At 67.2% G+C, this 19,836-nt stretch carries 18 protein-coding genes; 14 read left to right on the top strand and 4 right to left on the bottom strand.

What is annotated here, in order from left to right; all coding sequences use genetic code 11:
- Positions 1-96 precede the first annotated feature (96 nt).
- On the top strand, positions 97-597 hold the full coding sequence (locus C6570_RS14385) for a hypothetical protein (protein ID WP_106703831.1): 501 nt from the start codon (positions 97-99) through the stop codon (positions 595-597).
- Positions 598-802: 205 nt separating this feature from the next.
- Positions 803-1,138 (top strand): hypothetical protein, encoded by a 336-nt coding sequence (locus tag C6570_RS14380; protein ID WP_106703830.1) that lies wholly within the window; start codon positions 803-805, stop codon positions 1,136-1,138.
- A gap of 122 nt (positions 1,139-1,260) precedes the next feature.
- On the opposite strand, the gene C6570_RS14375 is transcribed toward C6570_RS14380, so the two are convergent.
- Positions 1,261-2,667, bottom strand: coding sequence for a GNAT family N-acetyltransferase (locus C6570_RS14375; protein WP_245896205.1), 1,407 nt, complete (start codon positions 2,665-2,667; stop codon positions 1,261-1,263).
- 56 nt (positions 2,668-2,723) lie between these two features.
- Here C6570_RS14375 and C6570_RS14370 point away from each other — a divergent pair, with 56 nt between their 5' ends.
- From C6570_RS14370 to C6570_RS14335, 8 genes are all read left to right on the top strand, one after another.
- Positions 2,724-4,388, top strand: a complete 1,665-nt coding sequence (locus C6570_RS14370; protein WP_106703829.1) for an NAD+ synthase — start codon at positions 2,724-2,726, stop codon at positions 4,386-4,388.
- An 85-nt stretch (positions 4,389-4,473) separates the two neighbouring features.
- On the top strand, positions 4,474-4,812 hold the full coding sequence (locus C6570_RS14365; RefSeq protein ID WP_106703828.1) for a P-II family nitrogen regulator: 339 nt from the start codon (positions 4,474-4,476) through the stop codon (positions 4,810-4,812).
- Positions 4,813-4,905: 93 nt separating this feature from the next.
- A complete protein-coding gene (locus tag C6570_RS14360) occupies positions 4,906-5,589 on the top strand; it encodes a response regulator (protein WP_106703827.1) in 684 nt (227 codons plus the stop codon).
- On the top strand, positions 5,570-7,036 hold the full coding sequence (locus C6570_RS14355; RefSeq protein ID WP_106703826.1) for a sensor histidine kinase: 1,467 nt from the start codon (positions 5,570-5,572) through the stop codon (positions 7,034-7,036). Before C6570_RS14360 ends, C6570_RS14355 begins: the two co-directional genes overlap by 20 nt.
- Positions 7,037-7,097: 61 nt before the next feature.
- Entirely contained in the window at positions 7,098-7,658 is a 561-nt protein-coding gene (locus C6570_RS14350) for a tripartite tricarboxylate transporter TctB family protein (RefSeq protein ID WP_342747935.1), read from the top strand.
- A complete protein-coding gene (locus C6570_RS14345; protein ID WP_106703824.1) occupies positions 7,658-9,178 on the top strand; it encodes a tripartite tricarboxylate transporter permease in 1,521 nt (506 codons plus the stop codon). The genes C6570_RS14350 and C6570_RS14345 overlap by 1 nt, the downstream gene beginning before the upstream one ends.
- 470 nt (positions 9,179-9,648) lie before the next feature.
- The gene (locus C6570_RS14340) at positions 9,649-11,442 is read left to right on the top strand and encodes a zinc metalloprotease (RefSeq protein ID WP_164675455.1); all 1,794 of its coding nucleotides are present in this window, start codon (positions 9,649-9,651) and stop codon (positions 11,440-11,442) included.
- A 501-nt stretch (positions 11,443-11,943) separates the two neighbouring features.
- Positions 11,944-13,653, top strand: coding sequence for a long-chain fatty acid--CoA ligase (locus tag C6570_RS14335; protein ID WP_106703822.1), 1,710 nt, complete (start codon positions 11,944-11,946; stop codon positions 13,651-13,653).
- A gap of 100 nt (positions 13,654-13,753) precedes the next feature.
- Here the strand turns inward: C6570_RS14335 and C6570_RS14330 are convergent, their stop codons facing one another.
- From C6570_RS14330 to C6570_RS14320, 3 genes are all read right to left on the bottom strand, one after another.
- Positions 13,754-13,891 carry a DUF3149 domain-containing protein gene (locus C6570_RS14330; RefSeq protein WP_106703821.1) on the bottom strand — a complete coding sequence of 46 codons (138 nt, stop codon included), beginning with the start codon at positions 13,889-13,891 and terminating at the stop codon, positions 13,754-13,756.
- A gap of 124 nt (positions 13,892-14,015) precedes the next feature.
- Complete coding sequence (locus C6570_RS14325; protein ID WP_106703820.1) at positions 14,016-14,855, bottom strand: DUF502 domain-containing protein; 840 nt, start codon at positions 14,853-14,855, stop codon at positions 14,016-14,018.
- A 57-nt stretch (positions 14,856-14,912) separates the two neighbouring features.
- Positions 14,913-15,548: a hypothetical protein gene (locus tag C6570_RS14320; RefSeq protein ID WP_106703819.1), complete on the bottom strand. Its 636-nt coding sequence runs from the start codon at positions 15,546-15,548 to the stop codon at positions 14,913-14,915.
- Between the two features lie 225 nt (positions 15,549-15,773).
- On the opposite strand from C6570_RS14320, the gene C6570_RS14315 reads away from it, so the two are divergent.
- From C6570_RS14315 to C6570_RS14300, 4 genes are all read left to right on the top strand, one after another.
- Positions 15,774-16,511 carry a 2OG-Fe dioxygenase family protein gene (locus tag C6570_RS14315; RefSeq protein WP_106704721.1) on the top strand — a complete coding sequence of 246 codons (738 nt, stop codon included), beginning with the start codon at positions 15,774-15,776 and terminating at the stop codon, positions 16,509-16,511.
- Positions 16,512-16,581: 70 nt separating this feature from the next.
- Positions 16,582-17,025 carry a universal stress protein gene (locus C6570_RS14310; protein WP_106703818.1) on the top strand — a complete coding sequence of 148 codons (444 nt, stop codon included), beginning with the start codon at positions 16,582-16,584 and terminating at the stop codon, positions 17,023-17,025.
- 787 nt (positions 17,026-17,812) lie between these two features.
- On the top strand, positions 17,813-18,334 hold the full coding sequence (locus C6570_RS14305) for a MarR family winged helix-turn-helix transcriptional regulator (RefSeq protein ID WP_245896204.1): 522 nt from the start codon (positions 17,813-17,815) through the stop codon (positions 18,332-18,334).
- Positions 18,331-19,788, top strand: coding sequence for an efflux transporter outer membrane subunit (locus tag C6570_RS14300; protein WP_245896203.1), 1,458 nt, complete (start codon positions 18,331-18,333; stop codon positions 19,786-19,788). Before C6570_RS14305 ends, C6570_RS14300 begins: the two co-directional genes overlap by 4 nt.
- Positions 19,789-19,836: the final 48 nt, after the last annotated feature.

Here is a 19,836-nt window from a genome sequence, read left to right as displayed (position 1 = left end):
TCGCAGGAGCGGTCGTCTGCCAGGAGCGGACGGTGGCTGCAGCCACGCAAGGCGGTCATGCAGGCCCCACATCGGTATCAAGAAGAGGGAGCAATCATGGCCAAATGCGACGCCTGTGGCACCACCATTTTGTTTGGTGGCAAGAGGATGGGCGACCAGCGGTATTGCAACGACACCTGTGCAGGGCAAGGGGTGCTGCTGAACCGTGTCAGGCAGATACCCGACGGCGATGTCGTGGCGTTCGCCAACCAGGTTCACTCGGGCAACTGTCCCAAGTGCTCGGGTCAGGGGCCGGTGGATGTTCGTGATTCCTACCAGGTGTGGTCCGCGATTCTGTTCACGCGTTGGAAGAGCACACCGCACATCCTGTGCCGACGCTGTGGCGTGAAAGCGCAGGCTGGCGATCTGGCGATCAGTGCCGTGGCCGGATGGTGGGGGTTTCCGTGGGGCTTGCTGATGACGCCTGTGCAAGTGGGGCGCAACATCTGGAGCATGGCGGTGGCGCACAACCCCAATCAGCCCTCGGATGCTTTGCTGCGCCAGGCGCGCCTGATACTCGCGCAGCGCAGCCTGCAGGACGGACGTTCGCAGGGCTGAGGTTGCGGGCGCGGGCGGACTGCCCTGGTGCGCGGGTTGCAGCCGATCAAACCCAGGCATTGGCAGGGCAACAGTGCGGGCTGAAAGCGACACTGGCGGCTTTTTAGTCACGCCGAACCGGGCAGACCACCCTCGGCGGCTTGACAAGCCAGCCGCGTCGGGCAGACTTGGGTGAAGCGTCTACACGCTGTTGCAAAATAAAGCCATGAAAAAGTCTGTCACCTTCCTCGCTACCCTCGTCCTGGCCGCCGGCGCGCACGCCGGGTGCTACACCGTGCTGGGCCCCAAGGGGCAGGTGCTGCAAGAAAGCTCCACGCCGCCGGTGGACATGGCCTACCAGCTGCACCAGACGGTGCCTTACGCCTACGGTCAAGGTTCCACCATGGTTTTCGGCAGTGCTGATCGCGATTGCGGCGTGGCGCTGGATCGGTATTACGACCTGAAGACCGCCCAGGTGGTTTACGAGGCACCCCGCAAGGCCACGCGCAAAGCCAAGGGCAAGCGCAAGCACGTGCGCAAGGTGCGCCGCAGCCACCCCTGAGTGGTTAAGCGCAGCGGGTGGCCCCGGCGCCGCCACGCTGTGTCGAATGTGTGAACGGGGCTGCGGCCCCGTTTGGTTTTTGGCGCGGGTGGCGAGCGCGCGGGCAAAGCCCGGCAGGCGACTCAGGCCCCGGGTTTCCCAGGCGGCTGGGCATGCCGAAAAGGCGACCGCTCGTCCAGGTGCGACAGGTAGTCGGCCATGCCTTCGGATTCGCGCTGCAAAAAGCGCTCCACCGCGTCGGCAAACGCTGGGTGGGCAAGCCAGTGCGCGCTGGGCGTGGCCACGGGCATCAGCGCGCGGGCCATCTTGTGTTCGCCCTGCGCGCCACCTTCAAAACGCGCCACGCCGTGCTCGATGCACCACTGCAGCGGCTGGTAGTAGCACGCTTCAAAGTGCAGGCTGTCCACGCGCTCCAGCGCGCCCCAGTAGCGTCCGTAGGCGACAGGTGCGATGGGTTCTATGTCAGATTGGCCGTTGGCGCAGGCGCCACCAGCGCTGAAAGCTATCAAACTACTAGCAATGGGCCGCCCGTCATGCTCGGCGATGAACAGCACCCAGTCGCCTGCCATGTCGCGCGCCATGCTTTCAAAGAACGCGGGCGTGAGGTAGGGCGCGTTGCCGTGCTCCAGGTAGGTGCGTTCGTAGCAGCGGTAGAAAAACGCCCAGTCTTGCGCAGTGATGTCGACACCGCGCGCCCATCGGAAGCGCACGCCCGCCTCGGCCACCTTGCGCCGCTCCTGCCGGATCTTCTTGCGCTTTTCCTGGTTGAGCGAGGCGAGGAAGTCGTCGAAGCTGGTGAAGCGCTCGTGGCTTTCGGACAGTGAAGCCGCTCCGTGTGGCGGCTTCTCGCCGTCGCCGGGCCGCCCCAAGGCGGCGAGGGCCCCCTCGGGGGGCAGCGAAGCAGGCGCAGCCGCGAAGCGTGGGGGCTTCTCGCCGTCGCCGGGCCGCCCCAAGGCGGCGAGGGCCCCCTCGGGGGGCAGCGCAGCAGGCGAAGCCGCGCAGCGTGGGGGCCTCATGTTCTTCCAATGAAACTGCACCTGCTGGCGCTGCAGCATCCCGGCGTCGGCGCACGCGGCCAGGTCGTCGGCGTCGCCGTACAACACGTGCAGAGAAGACAGCTCAAGCGCCTCGCACAAGTCGATCAGCGCGCCCACCAGCGCCTGGCGCGCCGCCGCATCGCGCGCCAATAGGCGCGAGCCGGGCACCGGCGTGAAAGGCACCGCCACCAGCGCCTTGGGGTAGTAGCGCAGGCCGTGCTCAGCGTAGGCGTTGGCCCAGGCCCAGTCGAACACGTATTCGCCGTACGAATGCGCCTTGATGTACAGCGGGCAGGCGGCGACCAGCTCAGCGTTGTCCTCAGGGCCGTGCCACAGCAGCACGAAGCGCGGCGTCCAGCCCGTCGCGGGCACGGCGGAGCCGCTGCTGTGCATGGCTGTCAGGTATGCGTGGCGCATGAAGGGCGTGGGCGTGCGCTGGCGCGCCAGCAGCGCATCCCACGCGCGGGGGTCGATGGTGGTGGGGTCGTCCACAAGTTGCAGACGCAGCGCGTTACCATGCTTGGCAGAACGTATTTCAGACACTGTCCATGAGCCTCAAGATTGCGGTCGCCCAACTGAATTTCGTCGTCGGCGACATGCCCGGCAATGCGCAGCGCATCATCAATGCGGCCAAGACGGCGTACGCCGAGGGCGCGCGGCTGCTGCTGACGCCCGAGCTGTCGATTTGCGCGTACATCGCGGAAGACCTTTTTCTGCGCCCGTCGTTCATTGCCGCCTGCGATGATGCCGTGAAAACGGTGGCCCGCGAGACGGCAGGGTTGACCGGCATGGTCATCGTGGTCGGCCACCCTATGGGGCGCGGCCAGCAGGGCAAGAGCGTGTCGATCACGCAGCGCACCAATTCGGCCAGCGTGATCCAGGACGGCCGCGTGATCGAAACCTATGCCAAGCGCCTGCTGCCCAACTACCAGGTGTTTGACGAGCGGCGCTATTTCGTGCCGGGGCTGGGCACGTGCGTGTTTCAGGTGGGGGGCGTCAGCGTCGGCCTGCTGATCTGCGAAGACGCCTGGTTTGACGAGCCGGCCGAGCTGGCCAAGGAAGCGGGCGCCGAGCTGCTGGCCGTCATCAACGCCTCGCCCTTCCATGTGGGCAAGGGCTACGAGCGCGAGGCGATGATGATCGAGCGCGTCAAGCGTTGCGGCTTGCCGCTGGTGTACGCGCACCTGGTGGGCGGGCAGGATGAGGTGGTGTTCGAGGGGCAATCCTTCGCCATCGGCGTGGATGCGCAGCTGGCGGGGCGCGCCCCCAGTTTTGAAGAAAAACTGTTCTACGTGCAGGTGGAACGGGCGCCAGCAGCTATCGAATTGAAAGCAGGAATCGCCCCCGCGCGCGACAACAACGCCGACTTGTGGGACGCGCTGGTGCTGGGCCTGCGCGACTACGTGCGCAAGAACGGCTTCAAGACGGTGGCGCTGGGCTTGTCGGGTGGCATTGATTCGGCCGTGGTGCTGGCGCTGGCCGTGGACGCACTGGGCAAGGACAACGTGCACGCCGTGATGATGCCCAGCCCCTACACGGCGGGCATCAGCCTGGAAGACGCACAGGACATGGCGCGGCGCGTGGGCGTGCGCTACGACGTGCTGTCCATCGTGCCGGAGTTCGAGGCGTTCAAGGCTTCGCTGCAACCGCTGTTTGGCGGCAAGCCCGAGGACACGACCGAAGAGAACATCCAGGCGCGCATCCGCGGCGTGATGCTGATGGCGCTGTCGAACAAGCACGGCCACCTGATCCTGACGACCGGCAACAAGAGCGAATACGCCGTGGGCTACTGCACGCTGTACGGCGACATGTGCGGCGGGTTTGCACCGATCAAGGACGTGGTCAAAACCAAGGTGTTTGAGCTGGCGCGCTGGCGCAACGCGCACGACCCGTTCAAGACCGGGCTGGATCCGATTCCTGAACGCATCATCACGCGCCCGCCCTCGGCCGAGCTGCGCCCCGACCAGACCGACCAAGACAGCCTGCCGCCCTACGAGGTGCTGGACGCGATCATCGAGCGCTATATGGAAAACGACGTCAGCGTGGCCGAGGTGGTGGCCGAGGGCTTCCAACCCGCCGATGTCGAGCAGGTGGCGCGGCTGATCCGCATCAACGAATACAAGCGCCAGCAGGCCGCCGTGGGCACGCGGGTGACGCACCGCAGCTTCGGCAAGGACTGGCGTTATCCTATTACCAATCGTTTCAGAGGCTGAAGGCGGGCCATGCCCGCCGCCGGGCGGGTTTCAAGCCCCGCCGCACAGCCCCTGGCATCCGTCCATTTGATCTGCAGGAGCCCTCATGAAACAAATCACCGCCGTTATCAAGCCGTTCAAGCTCGAGGAGGTGCGCGAAGCGCTGGCGGAAGTCGGCGTGACTGGCCTCACCGTCACCGAGGTCAAGGGTTTCGGGCGCCAGAAGGGCCACACCGAGCTGTACCGGGGTGCCGAGTACGTGGTCGACTTCTTGCCCAAGGTGAAGATTGAGGTGGTGGTGCCCGACGGCGACGTCGAGCGCTGCGTGGAAGCCGTGATCAAGGCTGCGCGCACCGGCAAGATCGGCGACGGCAAGATTTTCGTCACCCCGGTCGAGCGTGTGATCCGCATCCGCACCGGCGAAGAGGACGACAACGCCGTCTGACCTCGACGCGCCGCGTAAGCGGCGCGCCGTGCTTAGGGCGCTCGCGCACCCTGACCGCCTCACTCGACACTGCCAACCCCAGCAGCTGGCCCCATGCACATCCTGCTGGTCGAAGACGATACCGATCTGGCCGATTCGATCGCCGCTGCCTTGCGCTCGCAAGGATGGCGGGTGGACGTGAGCGACCGGGGTGAGCCGGTGCAGCGCTCGCTGACGCAAGACAGCTACGACATCCTGCTTCTCGACTTGGGCCTGCCGGGTATCGATGGGCTGGAGACCCTGCGCCGCGCGCGCGACAGCGGCTGGCTGGAGCCGATCCTGGTGCTGACGGCGCGCGACAGCGTGGACGACCGCGTCGCGGGGCTGGAAACCGGCGCCGACGACTACCTGTGCAAACCCTTCGCGCCGGCCGAGCTGATCGCCCGTGTGCGTGCGCTGGTGCGGCGGCACGAGCACCGCCAGGCGGGCGTGTACCGGCTGGGCGACTTGAGCTTTGACACCCACAGCCAGCGCGCGTGGCTGGGCGAGCGGCCCCTGTCATTGACCGCGCGCGAATCCATCGTGCTGCAGTACCTGATGGCGCGTTCTAGTGAAGTGGTGGCGCGCGAGCAGCTGAACACCCTGGTGCCAGGCTGGGGACCCGGGGTAAGCGACAACGCACTGGAGCTGCTGATGTCGCGCCTGCGCGCCAAGATCGAACCGGCGATGGTGCTGCTGCGCACCGTGCGCGGGCTGGGCTACATGCTGGAAGCCCGGGATGAACCGCCCAGCCAGTGAACCCGCGCCGGGCGTCGAAACAGACGACGCCCCGGGTCGGCCGCCCAGCCTGCGGCGAAGCCTGCTGGCGTGGCTGCTACTGCCGCTGTGGATTCTGGTGCCCTTGGCCGCGGCGGTGGTGTACTTTCTGGCGCTGGAGCCAGCACTGGACAGCCTGGACCACGCCCTGAATGACACTGCGCTGGCACTGTCGGGCATTTTGCAGATGGAGCACGGCGTGCCGTCTCTGCCGATCAGCGATCAGACTGCCCGCGCCCTCACTTCGAGTCAGGTGGATAAAGTCGTCTTCGCGGTGGGCGACGGCCGCAACGGGCTGTTGGGCGGTGATCCCGCGCTGCTGGCGCTGGTGGGTCTGGCGCGCCCCGTGCAGCCCGGGCAAAGGCAGTTCCTGGACGTGCCCTGGCATGGCCACGCGATGCGGATGGTGGTTTACGGTGAACCCTGTGGCGACCGCGTTTGCCCGGTGCTCGTGGCCGAGTCGCTGGGCAAGCGCAATCAGGCATCGCGCCGTGTGATGCTTGCTGCCTTGGCCGCCGGGTTGATGTTGGCCCTGTGTCTGGGTGTGTTGGCGTGGGTGGCGGTGGCGCGATCGCTGAGCCCCTTGCGGCTGACCAGCCAGGCGCTGTCGCAGCGATCGCTGCAATCCCTGATGCCGCTGCCCGTGAATCAGCTGCCGCGCGAGGTGAGTTTGTTGGGCGATGCCATCAACGACCTGCTGCAGCGGCTGAGGGTGGCGGCGGCAGCCCAGCGTGGCTTTCTGGACGACGCCTCGCACCAGTTGCGCACGCCGCTGGCGGTGATCCTGTCCGAATCTGCCCAAGCCTTGCAAGAGCCGCACCCCGAAGCGCTGCATGGCCACCTCGTGCGCCTGAACTCGGCTGCGCAGCGCGGCGCCCATCTTTCACATCAGCTGCTGACGTTGGCAAGGGCCGAAGGCTCCGCTAAGCCAGAGGCCAGCGGGCAAACCATTGATCTGGCGCGCCTGATCGCCGACAGCGCCACCGAATGGGTCAACAGCGCGCGACGCGCCGGGCAAGACCTGGGTTTTGAGCTGGAGCCGACCACGATGCGGGGAGAGCCCTGGCAGCTTCGCGAGCTGCTGGGTAACTTGCTGCACAACGCCGCGATGCATGCCGGCTCGGGTGCGCAGGTCACGGTGCGCACACACCGCATGGAGGCATCCCGCGACGGTGACGTCGGGCGGGGCACCGCCGTGGTTTTGGAGGTAGAGGACGATGGCCCCGGCATCGCCGCACAGGATCTGCCGCGTGTGTGGGCCCGGTTCTATCGCGGCACCCACGCGAAAGGCGCCGGCACAGGCCTGGGTCTGGCAATTGTTCAGCACATCGCGCGGGCCCATGGCGGCGATGTGCACCTGCATGCGGGTCAGGGTGGGCGCGGCCTGCGCGTTCGCATCACTTTTCCTGCCGCTCCCATGACTGCCTGAACGCGTTCAAGACGCCGCCAAGACGGAAGCTGTCGGTTGGCTGTCATAGGTGGAAGCCGCTATGTCGGCGGCGTCGCGCCGGCTGAATACTGGGCGCGAGGTGTTCGCCGCCATCCTAGGCGGTGTCGCCTCGCGGAGCATCGGACGTGGCCTGAAGCGGGCGCGCCATGCGGGGCTTAACCTAGCCGGATACTTCTGGATGATCGACCGTAACCTGGCGCGCGGCGTGTTTCTTGCCGCCGTGGCGCTGACTTTTGGCGGGTATTCGCTGCGCTATCCCGTAGGCAGCTGGGACAGGGCCGGGCCCGGCTTGTTCCCGCTGATGGTCAGCGGGGCGCTGCTGGCGATGGCGCTCATGATGGTGGTGCGCTCGCGCTTTCAGAAGCCTGAGCCGTTCGAATTCAACGTCAAGAACATCGGCCTCCTGCTGGTGTCCTTGTGTGTGTTCGCCCTGCTGTCGCTGTACGTGAACATGGTGGTGGCCATCGTCGCCATGGTGTTCATCTCGGGCAAGGCGGCCGCCACGTACTCGGTGTCTCGCAACATCAAGATCAGCCTTGGCTTGATCGTGGTGGCGTTCGCCTTTCAGAAACTCCTCGGCCTTAGCCTGCCGCTGCTGTGATGGACGTGCTGCACAACCTCCTCTTTGGGTTTGAGCACGCGCTCACTCTCAGCAACCTGATGTACTGCGCGCTGGGTTGCGCGGTTGGCACGATGGTCGGGCTGCTGCCGGGGCTGGGCCCACTGGCCACCATCAGCCTGCTGCTGCCCCTGACCTACACCATGCCGCTGTCGGGTTCGCTGATCATGCTGGCGGGCATCTACTACGGCGCGCAGTATGGTGACAGCGTCAGCGCCATCACCATGAAGATTCCGCATGCCAGCAGCATCGTCGCCTGCATCGACGGCTATGCCATGACGCTCAAGGGCAAGACGGGTCTGGCACTGTTCACCGCGGGGGTGTCGAGCTTTATCGGCGGCACGCTGGCGATCATCGTGTTGGCGTTCATGGCGCCCACGCTCAGCCAGGTGGCCTTCCTGTTCGGGCCTGCCGAGTACTGCGCGCTGATGCTGGTCGGTTTTGTATGTGTCAGCTTCGTCACCACCGGCAGCCTGCTCAACGGCTTGGCGATGTGCATGGTGGGCGTGCTGCTGGGGCAGATCGGCACCGATGTGAACAGTGGCACGATGCGCTTTACGCTGGATCTGCCCTTTTTGGCGGACGGCGTTGGCCTGGTCAGCATTGCGCTGGGTTGCTTCGGCATCGCCGAGATCACCAAGAACCTCGACGCGCGCGAAGAGCGCTCGCCCTTCAACGGCGCCATCAAGCTGATCCCCACCTGGCCGGAATTCAAGCGCATCATCCCCAGCGCCTTGCGCGGCAGTGTGCTGGGTTCGTTCCTGGGCATCCTGCCCGGCGGCGGCCCCGTGATTGCCCAGTTTGCGGCCTACGCGGTGGACAAAAAGGTGAGCAAGTACCGCCATGAAATCGGCACCGGCGCCATTGAAGGCGTGGCCGGTCAAGCCGCTGCGGATGAAGCCGCCGCGCGCACCAGCTTCATCCCCTTGCTAAGCATCGGCATCCCGGAGAACGCCGTGATGGCGCTGATGATGGGGGCCTTCATGATCAAAGGCGTCACGCCAGGGCCCAACCTGATCCCCGAGCACCCCGACGTGTTCTGGGGCCTGGTTGCCAGCATGTGGGTGGGCAACTGCTTTCTGCTGATCCTGAACGTGCCTTTGGTGCGCTACTGGCTGACGCTGTTCAAGATTCCCTACAGCGTGCTGTTTCCCGCCATTCTGTTCTTCTGCTGCATCGGCTCCTTCAGCGTCAACAACAACGTCGACGACATCTTCGTCACCGTGTTCTTCGGCGCGCTGGGCTACACCTTCATGCGGCTGGGCCTGGATGCGGCGCCGCTGATGCTGGGCTTCATCCTGGGGCCCATGCTGGAGGAGAACTTCCGGCGCGCCATGTTGCTGACGCGCGGCAGCTTCGTGCAGATGGCCGATCGGCCCATCGCCGGTTCGCTGTTTGCGCTGGTGGCCATCTTCATTCTGTGGCAGATCGTGGCCGCGATCCTGAAGATGCGCAAGGAAAGGGTGTCGGCGACCGCCTCAGCCTTGCCTGCGACGCCTTAGGCCTTGCCGGTCGCTATGGCGGCCTGATTTCTGCCGAAAGAGCGCTTTGCCGGTCTTGGCAAAGCGCTGGCGCAGGTAGCACCCGTCCACGCCAATCGGGCCCGCCAGGCTACTACTTACGGGTTCAGCCGCACGGGCGCTGCTGCGCGAGAACCATCGCCTGCAGCTGAAACCATCCGGGTGTCGTGCCAAAACCTCCACGAAGGGGGTTGCTTGTGAGCGTGAACAGGCCCCTTAAAAAGCTACATTTGTGTCGACACGAAACACATGACTGCCGTAGTGCAGTCGGTCAGCTTTTTATGATGCCCTCGCTCAAACAGGCCCGCCTGAACCTTCTGATTTCTCTGGTTTCGGCAACTTACCTCACCGCCTGCGGTGGCGGCAGCGACAGTGCCGCCGTAGCAGCGCCCACCCCCGCGCCCACCCCCGCGCCTTCTCCAGCGCCGATAGGTGCGCCAACGCCGACGCCCGTGCCTGGCCCCGCGCCCGGCACGCCGTCGCCTTATCCGGTGAACCCGGTCATTCCAACGCCGTACCCGCCGCCCAGCCCGGCACCGGCGCCCGCGCCCACACCGAGTCCCGCCCCGGCGCCCGCGCCTGCCCCAACGCCGACGCCTGCTCCTTCGCCAGCGCCCACCCCGGCGCCGGCCCCAACGCCCGCGCCAGCGCCAGCGTCGGCTGCGCGCATCGCCTCGATCGATCTGGTGCAGTCGCACATCTTTGCCTGGGACGACGCCAAGATGAAGGTGGTGGCAGACAAAGACCTGTTGGTCAAAGTCAACGTCACCACCACCGTGCCTAGCCAGGTCTTGCCGGAGGGCACTTTGGTAGTGACCAACGCGGGCGGCACCACGGTCGCCGCTGTGCCGCTGAGCAAGCCGACCGGCACGGTGGGCGCCACTCTGCCGTCCAAACCCGACATGAGCCTGGCCTACACGGCGGTCGTGCCCGCAGCCCAAGTCACCACCGGCATCCAGATGACGGTGAGCCTGAGCGGCAACGGCCAGCCTGCCACGGTGGTCACGCCTGTCGTTCAGGCCACGCCCAGCATCCGCATCGTGGCGGTGCCGGTAGCGTTTGCCGATGGCGCGAATGGCTCGGCCGGCAACGTCGGCAAGGTGCTGCCCGCCAGTTCCGTCAACACGGGCTTCGTCGAGCGAGCGCCGCTGGCGCATGTGCGATACGAAACCAGAACCACGCCCATTGCCCTGGACTACCCTGAAGGTACGCCCAACAAGGACACGCCCGCCCTCGCGCTGAAATTGATGGAAAAAGAGCGTGCGGCCGATACCGACAGAACCATTCCGCTCTACTACTCTGGCGCTTTCCACAGCCCCGGTGGCGGTGGCATCGCCACGATGCCGGGCAACATCAGTGCCATTGGCGACCGAGGGGGCAACGCCGATGGCATGCTGGGTACCTTCTTGCATGAGCACGGGCACAACTTCAGTCTGGGCCACACCGTGGCCTGCATGACCGGCGGGTACATCGACACCAACTACCCCTACGCAGGCGGCATGCTGGGGGATGCGTCCCGCGCCATCACGCCATATTTCATGAGCTTGGGCCTCACGCAGAAGCTGGTGGAACCGACCACGCTGACCGACCGCATGGGCTACTGCTTCCCGGTGCCGTACGCGCTGTCGGACTACAACTACATGAAGGCGTTCAACTACCTGAGCTCGTTGATCAAGACCAAGGCCAAGTCGTCCGCCACGGTGCAGGATTTGCTGTACATCGGTGGCTCGGTTGATGCCAGCGGCAACGTCACGCTGGACCCGGTCGAGGCGATTTCCGGCGTGGACGACACCGCCAGCCAAACCGGCGACTGGGCGGTGCGTGTCACGGCGACCAATGGTCGCGTGTACACCTACCCGATCGAGCTTAAGGTGCTTTCGCACTCGTCAGACCGGCAGTTCGGCATTGCCATCCCAACGCCGGGGCCGCTGGTTTCGGTGGAAGTCGTCAACGCGCAAAAACAGGTGACCAAGCGCCTGGCGACGACCTTGGCCAAGTCGGCCAATGCGCAAAGCGCCAGCGTGCAGTGGCGTGAGACGGGCGGCAAACTCGTCGCCACGTGGGACGTGCAGGCCTTCCGCTATGTGACCGTGAAGTGGGTCAAGAATGGCAAGGTGGTCACGCTGACCAACCCGCGCGAGGGCGGCAGCCTGACGGTCAGCACCCAAACGCTGGAGCCGGGTGGGGCGTTTGAGTTCAGCCTGTCCGACGGCGTGAACAGCACGCGCGTTCGCTACAACCGCTGACGTTTTTCGTTGTACGCGGCGGGCGGCGCGTGGGCGCCCGCCTGCCCAGGCGCGCGGGCGCACGCGCGGCCACACACGCATTGGCCATGCCTTCCGCGCGATCTGCGCCAGGCGCCTTGGTGCCGCGCTGGGTGAGCTGAGGGTCAGGCCGAACAATTGGCACCACGCGCACCAACGCGCCCAAGCGCCGGAAACCAGCGATGCCACTGGCGACGCCACGCCAACGCCTTCGCCGTAGCAGCTAAATCACTACAAATAACATAGCTGCTGCCGGCCATGCCGCTTGCGTTGGCGCATGTTTTGGCATGAACCTCACCGCCGCGCCCCGGCCCGCGGCGGCACGGCGGGGCCCCCTTGCACGACGGGCCCGACTGTTGCCCCAGGGCGACAGGCATTGCACGCCGCTCAGGCAACCCGCGTCCCGCCGGTGACAAGCCGCAGCCTTGCCTCGACAGGGTGTGGCGCTAGCATGTCTGCACAAATACGACAGGAGACAACGCCATGCGCCCGCACTACAAGTTCTGGCCTGCCCGCATGCCCCATGCGATCGCGCCGCCCGCCACCAGCCTGTGGCACAACCTGGCCGTCAGCGCGCTCCGCTACCCCGACAAAGCGGCCATCGTCTTCTTTGGCCGCGTGCTGACGTACGCCCAATTGAAAGACGCGGCGGAGCGCCTGGCCGCACGGCTGAAGGCGCTGGGCGTGGCCAAGGGCGACCGCGTGGTGGTGGATATGCAGAACACGCCGCAGCTGGTGATCGCTCATTTCGCCATCTTCCGCGCCGAGGCCGTCGTGGTGCCCGTCAACCCGATGAACCGGGCCGAAGAGCTCAAGCACTACATCACCGACCCGGGCGCCCGCGTGGCCATCACCACGGCCGACCTGGCGGGTGAGCTGGCCGCCGCCAGCAACGCCTTGCCCGCCGGGCAGGGGTTGGAGCACCTCGTGGTCACCCGCTACGCCGACGCATTCGACGCCGAGGTGGCGGGCCCCGACGCGCCGCCCGAGGCCTGGCGCGGCTGGCTGCTGGCCGAGCACCCGCTGCCCACGCTGACCGGCGGCCAGGTTCACACCTGGCAGTCCGCGCTGGCCGAAGCGCCGCTGCAGGGCGAACTCAACGCCGATCCGCAAGACCTGTGCGTTCTGCCCTACACCAGCGGCACCACCGGGCTGCCCAAGGGGTGCATGCACACGCACGCCAGCATCATGCACAACGCCGTGGCCTGCGGCCTGTGGGGCAGCGCCACGTCTGAAACGGTGGCGCTGGTGGTGGTGCCCATGTTCCACATCACCGGCATGGTGGCGGTGCTGCACGCGGGCATTTTTTGCGGCGCCACGATGGTGGTGATGCCGCGCTGGGACCGCGAGCTGGCCGGGCGCCTCATCTCGCGCTGGAAGGTGACCAGCTTCACCAACATCCCCACCATGATCATCGACCTGCTGGCCAGCCCCAACTTCGCCAGCTTCGACTTGTCCAGCCTGAAGGCCATCAGCGGTGGCGGCGCCGCCATGCCGCAGGCGGTGGCCCAGCGCCTGCTGGAAGCCTACGGCCTGCGCTACGCCGAGGGCTACGGCCTGACCGAGACCGCCGCGCCATCGCACCAGAACCCCATCGACCACAGCAAGCAGCAGTGCCTGGGCATTCCGTTTTTCAGCACCGACTCGCGCATTGTTGACCCCGACACCCTGGCCGAGCTGCCGCAAGGCGAGCAGGGCGAGATCGTGATCAGCGGGCCGCAGGTCTTTCAGGGCTACTGGAAGCGCCCCGACGCCACCGCCGACGCGTTTTTTGAGCTGGATGGCAAGCGCTTCTTCCGCTCAGGCGATCTGGGGCGGATGGACGAGGACGGCTATTTCTTCATCACCGACCGCCTTAAGCGGATGATCAACGCCAGCGGCCACAAGGTCTGGCCGGCGGAGGTCGAATCGCTCATGTTCCGCCACCCGGCGATCCAGGAGGCCTGCGTCATCGGCACCAAAGATGACTACCGAGGCGAATCGGTCAAGGCCGTGGTGGTGCTGCGCCCCAGCCACCGCGACCTGGTGACCGAGCAGGACATCATCGACTGGTGCCGCGAGAACATGGCCGTCTACAAGGCGCCGCGCGTGGTGCAGTTTGTCGAAGCGCTGCCCAAGAGCGGCACCGGCAAGGTGATGTGGCGCCAACTGCAAGAGGCGGAAAAAGCCCCTCGCGCGGCACCCATCGACTGAGGGCGTGCCGCTGAAAGCTATTGAATGAATAGCTGGCCGCGCTGGCGCCTAGGGCGCTGGCGGCCAAAAAGGCTATGCACTGTGCGGCTGCGCCGCCGGCTCAGTCTTTGCGTGGCTTCTCGTTGACCTTGCGGATGAAGAAGCGCACGTACCAGACGGCCATGAAGATCATGAAGGCGATGCCCGCAATGCTCATCAGGCCGTAGTCGGTGCCAAACAGGTCTTGCCAAAGCTTCATGGCGTTCTCCTCTTCTCTCTGTGATGGATACAGAAGAGTCTGGCAAGAACGTGCGCCGCCGGTCTTGATGCGGCGCAAGCCTGCACCGCAGAAGGCCCACTGAAAGCATGGGCTTTGAGAAGGATCAAGCGTCCGGTGCAACGGACGGCGGCGCGGCGCGCGGCGCCGATGCGCTCGCCTGGGGCGCCAAGGGCATGGCGACGGCGGATGCGCACGGTGGCGTGGGGGCAGAAGCAAGGGCAGATGCAGAGTCAGATGCCGCCGCTGAAGTCGCGCCAGTTGCCTCACCCGGCCGGTGCGTGCCCAGGTACTGCCCGGCGGTGACGCCCATCGACACGTAGATGCTGGTCACGCCCTCGATCCCCACCTGTGCGGGCACCACCCAATGCGCCGGCACGAACAGCAGCCCGCCGCCCACCGGCACCGGCGCCGTGGGCACCAGCACACCGTGAAAGGGCTGGCCGCCCATGTCGACCGGCTCGGGCGTGGTCAGCAGGCCCAGCACCACCGTGGTGGCGGGCACTTCGCCAGCCGCGGGCGGGCCGCCGAAGTAAAGCCACACCGGGCTCATCGACTTTTGGCCTTCTTCCTTCGACTTGCCCAGCAGCCCCACCAGGCGCTGCACCACGTCGTACACGGTGCGAACGATCGGAATGCGTTGAATCAGCGATTCGAACAGGCTGTGAAAGCCGCGCTGCAGCCCCGTTTGCACCACCAGGCCCAGCGCGTACACCAGCGCCAGCACCACCAGCAGCCCGGCGAAGTAGCTGGTGGCCGTCGCGCCGCCGCCCACGCCCAGGCCGATGCGCGTCAGCAGGCTGCCGAACAGGCTGGTCGGGCCCAGCCATTCGGCGGCCAGCCGCGTGGCCCAGATCAAGAGCACCAGCGTGGCCGCCAGCGGCAACAGCGCCAGCAGGCCCGTCAGCAGCGGGCGCAGGGGGTGAAAGCGGGGGCGCGAATTCATGGTGGCGGCATTGTGCCCGCGCGTTCAGGGTGCCCGGTGGGGGCAGGGCGCTGGCCGTTAGCCTTTGGCGCCTGGCGCGGTCAGGTAGATGCGGTCGGACCAGGTGGCCAGCCACTGCGGCCGAAAGGCGACGGCCACTGCGGCGAACATGCCGGTCAAGAAGCCGTCGCCCCAGGCGATCAGCCAGCGCGCCACCAGCGCCAGGTCGGGCGGCACCTCCATCGCCAGCGTCTGGCCCGTCCATTGCGCCAGCGCGCCGGTGACGAACATGCACGCCACCGTACCCAGAAAGGCGCGCCCGAGGATGTAGACAAACAGGTTGTGCGGCAGCCAGCGGCGCAGCGCCATGCCGATGCCAAAAGACAGCGTGGCCGGCACGATGCCCAGCCACACCGTCAGGTTCAGCTGCTGCTCCCACGTGATGGGCGCCAGCCAGCCCGCGATCAGCCCGGCCACGCACAGCGCGGGCACCGCCAGCGGCCAGCCCAGCGCGAGCGTCACCATGCACGCGCCCGACAGCTGCAGGTGGATGGGCATCTTGTGCAGCCAGGGCAGCGCCCACAGCCAGGGCACGATCACCAGCGTGGCCAGCAGCGGCGACACCAGGCCCGAATTGGCCAGCAGGCGCCACGGCCGAAAAGCCAGCGCTGCCAGCAGGGCGGTGATCGCAAAAGCGAGTGTCAGCAGTTCCATGAACGGTCAGAAGAGGGGGCAACGCCCGCCGCCGATGCGGGTCGGCGGCCGTGCCACAGCCCGATTTTGCGCCGCCGCTGGCTTGGTGGCTTGTGTGCGGTCATGCCCGGCGCGCGCAATGCCATCTCAGGCGCCAGGGCGTCGGCGGGCCTGCGCCCCTCGCCGCGGCGCCACGCCGTATCCTTTGCACGCCGCAGCGCCCCCTTCTGGGCGGCGGCCGCGCCCATGTTTGCACCGCCCTTTGCCACCCCCGCCACCTACCTTGACGCCCTGCACGGCCAAGGCTTTGCGCTGCTGAACGCCGAAGCCGTTCGGCAATTGAGCGGTGCGGGCCTGGACGAATTCATCGCGCTGGGCGGTGAATGGGCCGACCTGCCGCCCGACGAGTACCTGCGCGACGGTGGCCGCTACCGCAGGCGCCGCCACGCCAGCGCGGTGGTGACCGAGCAAGGCGTGGCCCTGCAGCCCGCGCGGGCGCACTGGCAGCCGCTGGACTACAACGCGCTGCACGGCGGCATCGAGCGCTGGTTTGCGCCGATGACCGAATCCGCGCTGGCCTCGTCCGCCTTGTCGGCGCTGCTGCGGTGGCTGGCGCAGGTGGCCAATGCGCTGCACGGCGCGCAGGCCTGGTTCACCGAAGTGCACGCCTTTCGCATTGACACCACGGGCGGCATCGGCCGGCCCACGCCCGAGGGCGCGCACCGCGATGGGGTGGATCTGGTGGCCGTCTTTCTGGTGGAACGCCACGCCGTCAAGGGCGGCGAGACGCGCGTGTTCGCGCTGGACGGCCCCAGCGGCCAGCGCTTCACGCTGACCGAGCCGTGGTCGGTGCTGCTGATGGACGACGCCCGCGTGATCCACGAAACCACGCCCGTGCAGCCGGTCGGCGCGGCGGCGCCCGGCCACCGCGACACGCTGGTCATCACCTTGCGGCAAGGCGGCTTTCTGGCCCCGCGCGCTTGATGGGCATCAAGGTGCGGGCGCGCGCGCGGCCTCACAATGAACCATCAACCCTCACGCACAGGAGAACGCCATGTTCAAGCACATTCTGGTCCCGGTGGATGGTTCTGAAACCTCGCTCTCGGCGGTCGACAAGGCCATTGGCCTGGCCAAGGCGTTCGACAGCGAGGTCACCGCCATCTACGTGATCGACCCGTACCCCTTCACCGGCGTGGGGGCCGACTTTGCCTACGGTCAAGACCAGTACCTGGGCGCGGCCAAGGCCGAGGCCAACGCGGCCGTCGAAGCCGTGGCCCAGCGCCTGACGGCGGCGGGGCTGAAGGCCGACACGCGCATCGTCGAGGCGCACGCCGTCTGGCGCGGCATCGCCGACGCGGCCGAGGCCGTGGGCGCCGACCTGGTGGTCATGGGCTCGCACGGCCGCCGCGGGCTTGAAAAGCTGGTGCTGGGCAGCGTGACGCAAAGCGTGTTGACGCAAACGCAGCTGGCTACGCTGGTCGTGCGCCGCAACGGCTGATCTGTTTTCAGGGTCTTTTAGGCCGCCAGCGCACGCTGCACCTGCGCTGGCAGCTATCAAAAATAGAGTAAATTGCGGGCCGCGCTGGCAGGCGCAACACCGTGACCGCGTTCGGCGCAGCGACTTGAGTTGACCGCTGGCGCCTCTTGGGGCCTCCCGGAGCCCATGTGCAATCGGTTGGCCTGCGTCGATGTGGGGCGCTTGCCTGCCCTTGGTTGGCGAGGGCCGAGCCCGCTGGCCTAAGGCGGTTCAGGGCACGGCGCCGTCGCGCGCCGAAGCCACGCGCCAGCAGCCACGCACAAGCAGCCCCGCCTGTCGTTCGCGCCCCGCGGGCAGCGCGGCGCCATGGTGCCCACCGTCCGGTGCGACCAGCCCAGCGTTCGTTACGCGACGGGCTTCTCAGCTCGCGCGCCACCGGGCACATCTGCCCACACGCCAGTCGCCCCATCTACCGGCCACGAGCCGTGCGCCTGACAGCCATCAGGCGGGGCAGGGCGCGCCGATTCGTTAGTGGGTCCACTCAAAAAAGATAGCGGCTGGCGCAATGGGCTGCTGCGCTGGCGGGCAATTTCGTACTTGCCCGTTGGGGCCGGCCAGGCTTGCGCGAATGGTGCCTTTGTGGCTCGGCCGCCACACCGGCGGCACCCACAGCCCAGGGGCCGGCGCCCAAAACCCTTGCCTTAACATGCCATCGCATTATTTCCATGGGCAATGTTTGCATAGGCAAATACAATCCGCTCCCCTACCGATTGCTGCGCTGCGATTCCTGCGCTCTTCCTCACCGCCCATGGCCGCGTCTCCATCACCTGCCCCAGCGCCGCTGGCGGCCGCCACCTTCTTCGATGGCGATCACTATCGGCCCGAAGACGGGCTGCTTTTGCTGCTGCGCCAGGCCCAGCTGGCCATCGGCCAGCGCGTGACTGAAGAGGCCGATCTGGGCATTCCCTCCACCGTGCCGCAGTGGCTGCCCCTGTACAAGGTGCAGGCCGGTCATGCCAACACGGTGGCCGAGCTGGCGCGCAAATGCAACATCGACCCGGGCGCCATGACGCGCCTGCTCGACCGGCTGGAGGCCAAGGGCCTGTGCCGCCGCGTGCGCTCCGAGCACGACCGGCGCGTGGTGCACATCGAATTGACCCCTGCGGGTGAGGAAGTGGCCCAGCGCGTGCCGCACATCCTCAGCCGCGTTTACAACGCCGTGCTGGCCGGTTTCAGCGCCGACGAATGGCAGCAGCTGCAGGACTTTCTGCGCCGCGTGCGCGCCAACGCCGAATCGGCATCCACCCACTCTCGCGAGGAATCCGCGTGAACCACCTTCACCGCACACGTTCCGTGGCCGCAGCGGCCATGGCTGCGCTCTGGCTGGCCGGCTGCGCCAACATGCAGGGCATCGACACCCAGGCGCAACTGCGCGACGCGCCCAGCCTGGGCCTGGCCGCCCCCAGCGAATCGCTGACCCCCGCGCCCGACTGGTGGGCCGCGCTGGGCGACGCGCAGCTCAACCGCCTGGTGGCCGATGCGCTGGCCGGCAACCCGAACCTGCGCGTGGCCGCTTCCCGCGTGGGCAAAGCGCGCGCCGCGCAGGCGATTGCCGAGGCGGCCTATGCGCCGCAGGTGACCGGCGCGGTCGACTTGAACCGCCAGAGCTTTTCCAGCAACTACATCTACCCGCCGCCGCTGGGCGGCTCCACCCAGACGTTGGGCAACCTGCAGATCAACGGCGGGTGGGAGCTGGACTTTTTCGGCAAGCACGAAGGCGGGCTGAATTCCGCCATCGGCCAGCTGCACGCGGCCGAGGCCGAGGCCGATGCCGCCCGCATCCTGCTGGCCACCAACGTGGTGCGCGGGTACATCAAATGGGCGCTGGCGAACGACCAATACGTAGTGTCTGAGCGCGCCTTGAACCAGCGCCAGGAAATGCTCAAGCTGGTGCAAGACCGCGTGCGCGCGGGCCTGGACAACCAGCTGGAAGTGCGCCAGAACGAAACCACCCGCGCCGATTCGCGCACGCAGATGGCGGCGCTGCAACAGCAGCAAGACGCTGCGCGCAACGCGCTGGCCGCGCTGCTGGGTCAGCCGCGCCTGCCGGACGACATCCGCCCGCCCACGCTGGCGCAGTTCAAGACGCTGGCCGTGCCGCAGCAGATGGACGCCAACTGGCTGGCCCGCCGCGCCGACATCGTGGCTGCGCGCTGGCGCGTGGAAGCCGCCCGTGGCGAAGTGCAGGTGGCCAAGTCGCAGTTCTATCCCAACATCAACCTGGCGGCCTTCGTCGGCTTTCAAAGCCTGGGGCTGGGCAGCCTGCTCAAGGGCGACAGCTTTCAGTGGGGCGTAGGCCCGGCCATCCGCCTGCCCATCTTTGAAGCGGGCCGCCTGCGCGCCAACCTGGGCGCCAAGACGGCGGACGTGGACGCCGCCATCGAAACCTACAACGCCACCGTGATCGACGCCATGCGCGACGCGGCCGACCAATCTCAGGCGCTGCGGTCGGTGGACCGCCAGCGCACCGAGCAGGCGCAGGCCCTGCGCGCGGCCGAGGGCGCCTACGACATCGCGCAGCGCCGCTACAAGGGCGGCCTGGGCACCTACCTGAATGTGCTGGTCTCTGAAACCGCCGTGCTGGCCCAGCGCCGCACGCAGGTGGACCTGCAGGCGCGCGCGCTGGACGCGCAAGTCGGCCTGACGCAGGCCATGGGCGGCGGCTGGCAGCCATCACCCGAGCTGACGCCGCCCGTGCCCCCCGTCGCCAGCGCCGCGCGCTGATACCGCACCGCCACCCCATCCGAACCCGTTGCAGCCGCAGCCCATTCA

Source organism: Ottowia oryzae (genome assembly GCF_003008535.1).
Taxonomy (GTDB): Bacteria; Pseudomonadota; Gammaproteobacteria; order Burkholderiales; family Burkholderiaceae_C; genus Ottowia; species Ottowia oryzae.
This window is presented reverse-complemented; position numbering and strand designations above follow the sequence as displayed.

Excerpts from the sequence above, each read along its gene's own strand:
- C6570_RS14385 (WP_106703831.1), top strand. The coding sequence starts at position 97 with ATGGCCAAATGCGACGCCTGTGGCACCACCATTTTGTTTGGTGGCAAG.
- C6570_RS14380 (WP_106703830.1), top strand. The coding sequence starts at position 803 with ATGAAAAAGTCTGTCACCTTCCTCGCTACCCTCGTCCTGGCCGCCGGC.
- C6570_RS14370 (WP_106703829.1), top strand. The coding sequence starts at position 2,724 with ATGAGCCTCAAGATTGCGGTCGCCCAACTGAATTTCGTCGTCGGCGAC.
- C6570_RS14365 (WP_106703828.1), top strand. The coding sequence starts at position 4,474 with ATGAAACAAATCACCGCCGTTATCAAGCCGTTCAAGCTCGAGGAGGTG.
- C6570_RS14360 (WP_106703827.1), top strand. The coding sequence starts at position 4,906 with ATGCACATCCTGCTGGTCGAAGACGATACCGATCTGGCCGATTCGATC.
- C6570_RS14355 (WP_106703826.1), top strand. The coding sequence starts at position 5,570 with ATGAACCGCCCAGCCAGTGAACCCGCGCCGGGCGTCGAAACAGACGAC.
- C6570_RS14350 (WP_342747935.1), top strand. The coding sequence starts at position 7,098 with ATGTCGGCGGCGTCGCGCCGGCTGAATACTGGGCGCGAGGTGTTCGCC.
- C6570_RS14345 (WP_106703824.1), top strand. The coding sequence starts at position 7,658 with ATGGACGTGCTGCACAACCTCCTCTTTGGGTTTGAGCACGCGCTCACT.
- C6570_RS14335 (WP_106703822.1), top strand. The coding sequence starts at position 11,944 with ATGCGCCCGCACTACAAGTTCTGGCCTGCCCGCATGCCCCATGCGATC.
- C6570_RS14330 (WP_106703821.1), bottom strand. The coding sequence starts at position 13,891 with ATGAAGCTTTGGCAAGACCTGTTTGGCACCGACTACGGCCTGATGAGC.
- C6570_RS14325 (WP_106703820.1), bottom strand. The coding sequence starts at position 14,855 with ATGAATTCGCGCCCCCGCTTTCACCCCCTGCGCCCGCTGCTGACGGGC.
- C6570_RS14320 (WP_106703819.1), bottom strand. The coding sequence starts at position 15,548 with ATGGAACTGCTGACACTCGCTTTTGCGATCACCGCCCTGCTGGCAGCG.
- C6570_RS14315 (WP_106704721.1), top strand. The coding sequence starts at position 15,774 with ATGTTTGCACCGCCCTTTGCCACCCCCGCCACCTACCTTGACGCCCTG.
- C6570_RS14310 (WP_106703818.1), top strand. The coding sequence starts at position 16,582 with ATGTTCAAGCACATTCTGGTCCCGGTGGATGGTTCTGAAACCTCGCTC.
- C6570_RS14305 (WP_245896204.1), top strand. The coding sequence starts at position 17,813 with ATGGCCGCGTCTCCATCACCTGCCCCAGCGCCGCTGGCGGCCGCCACC.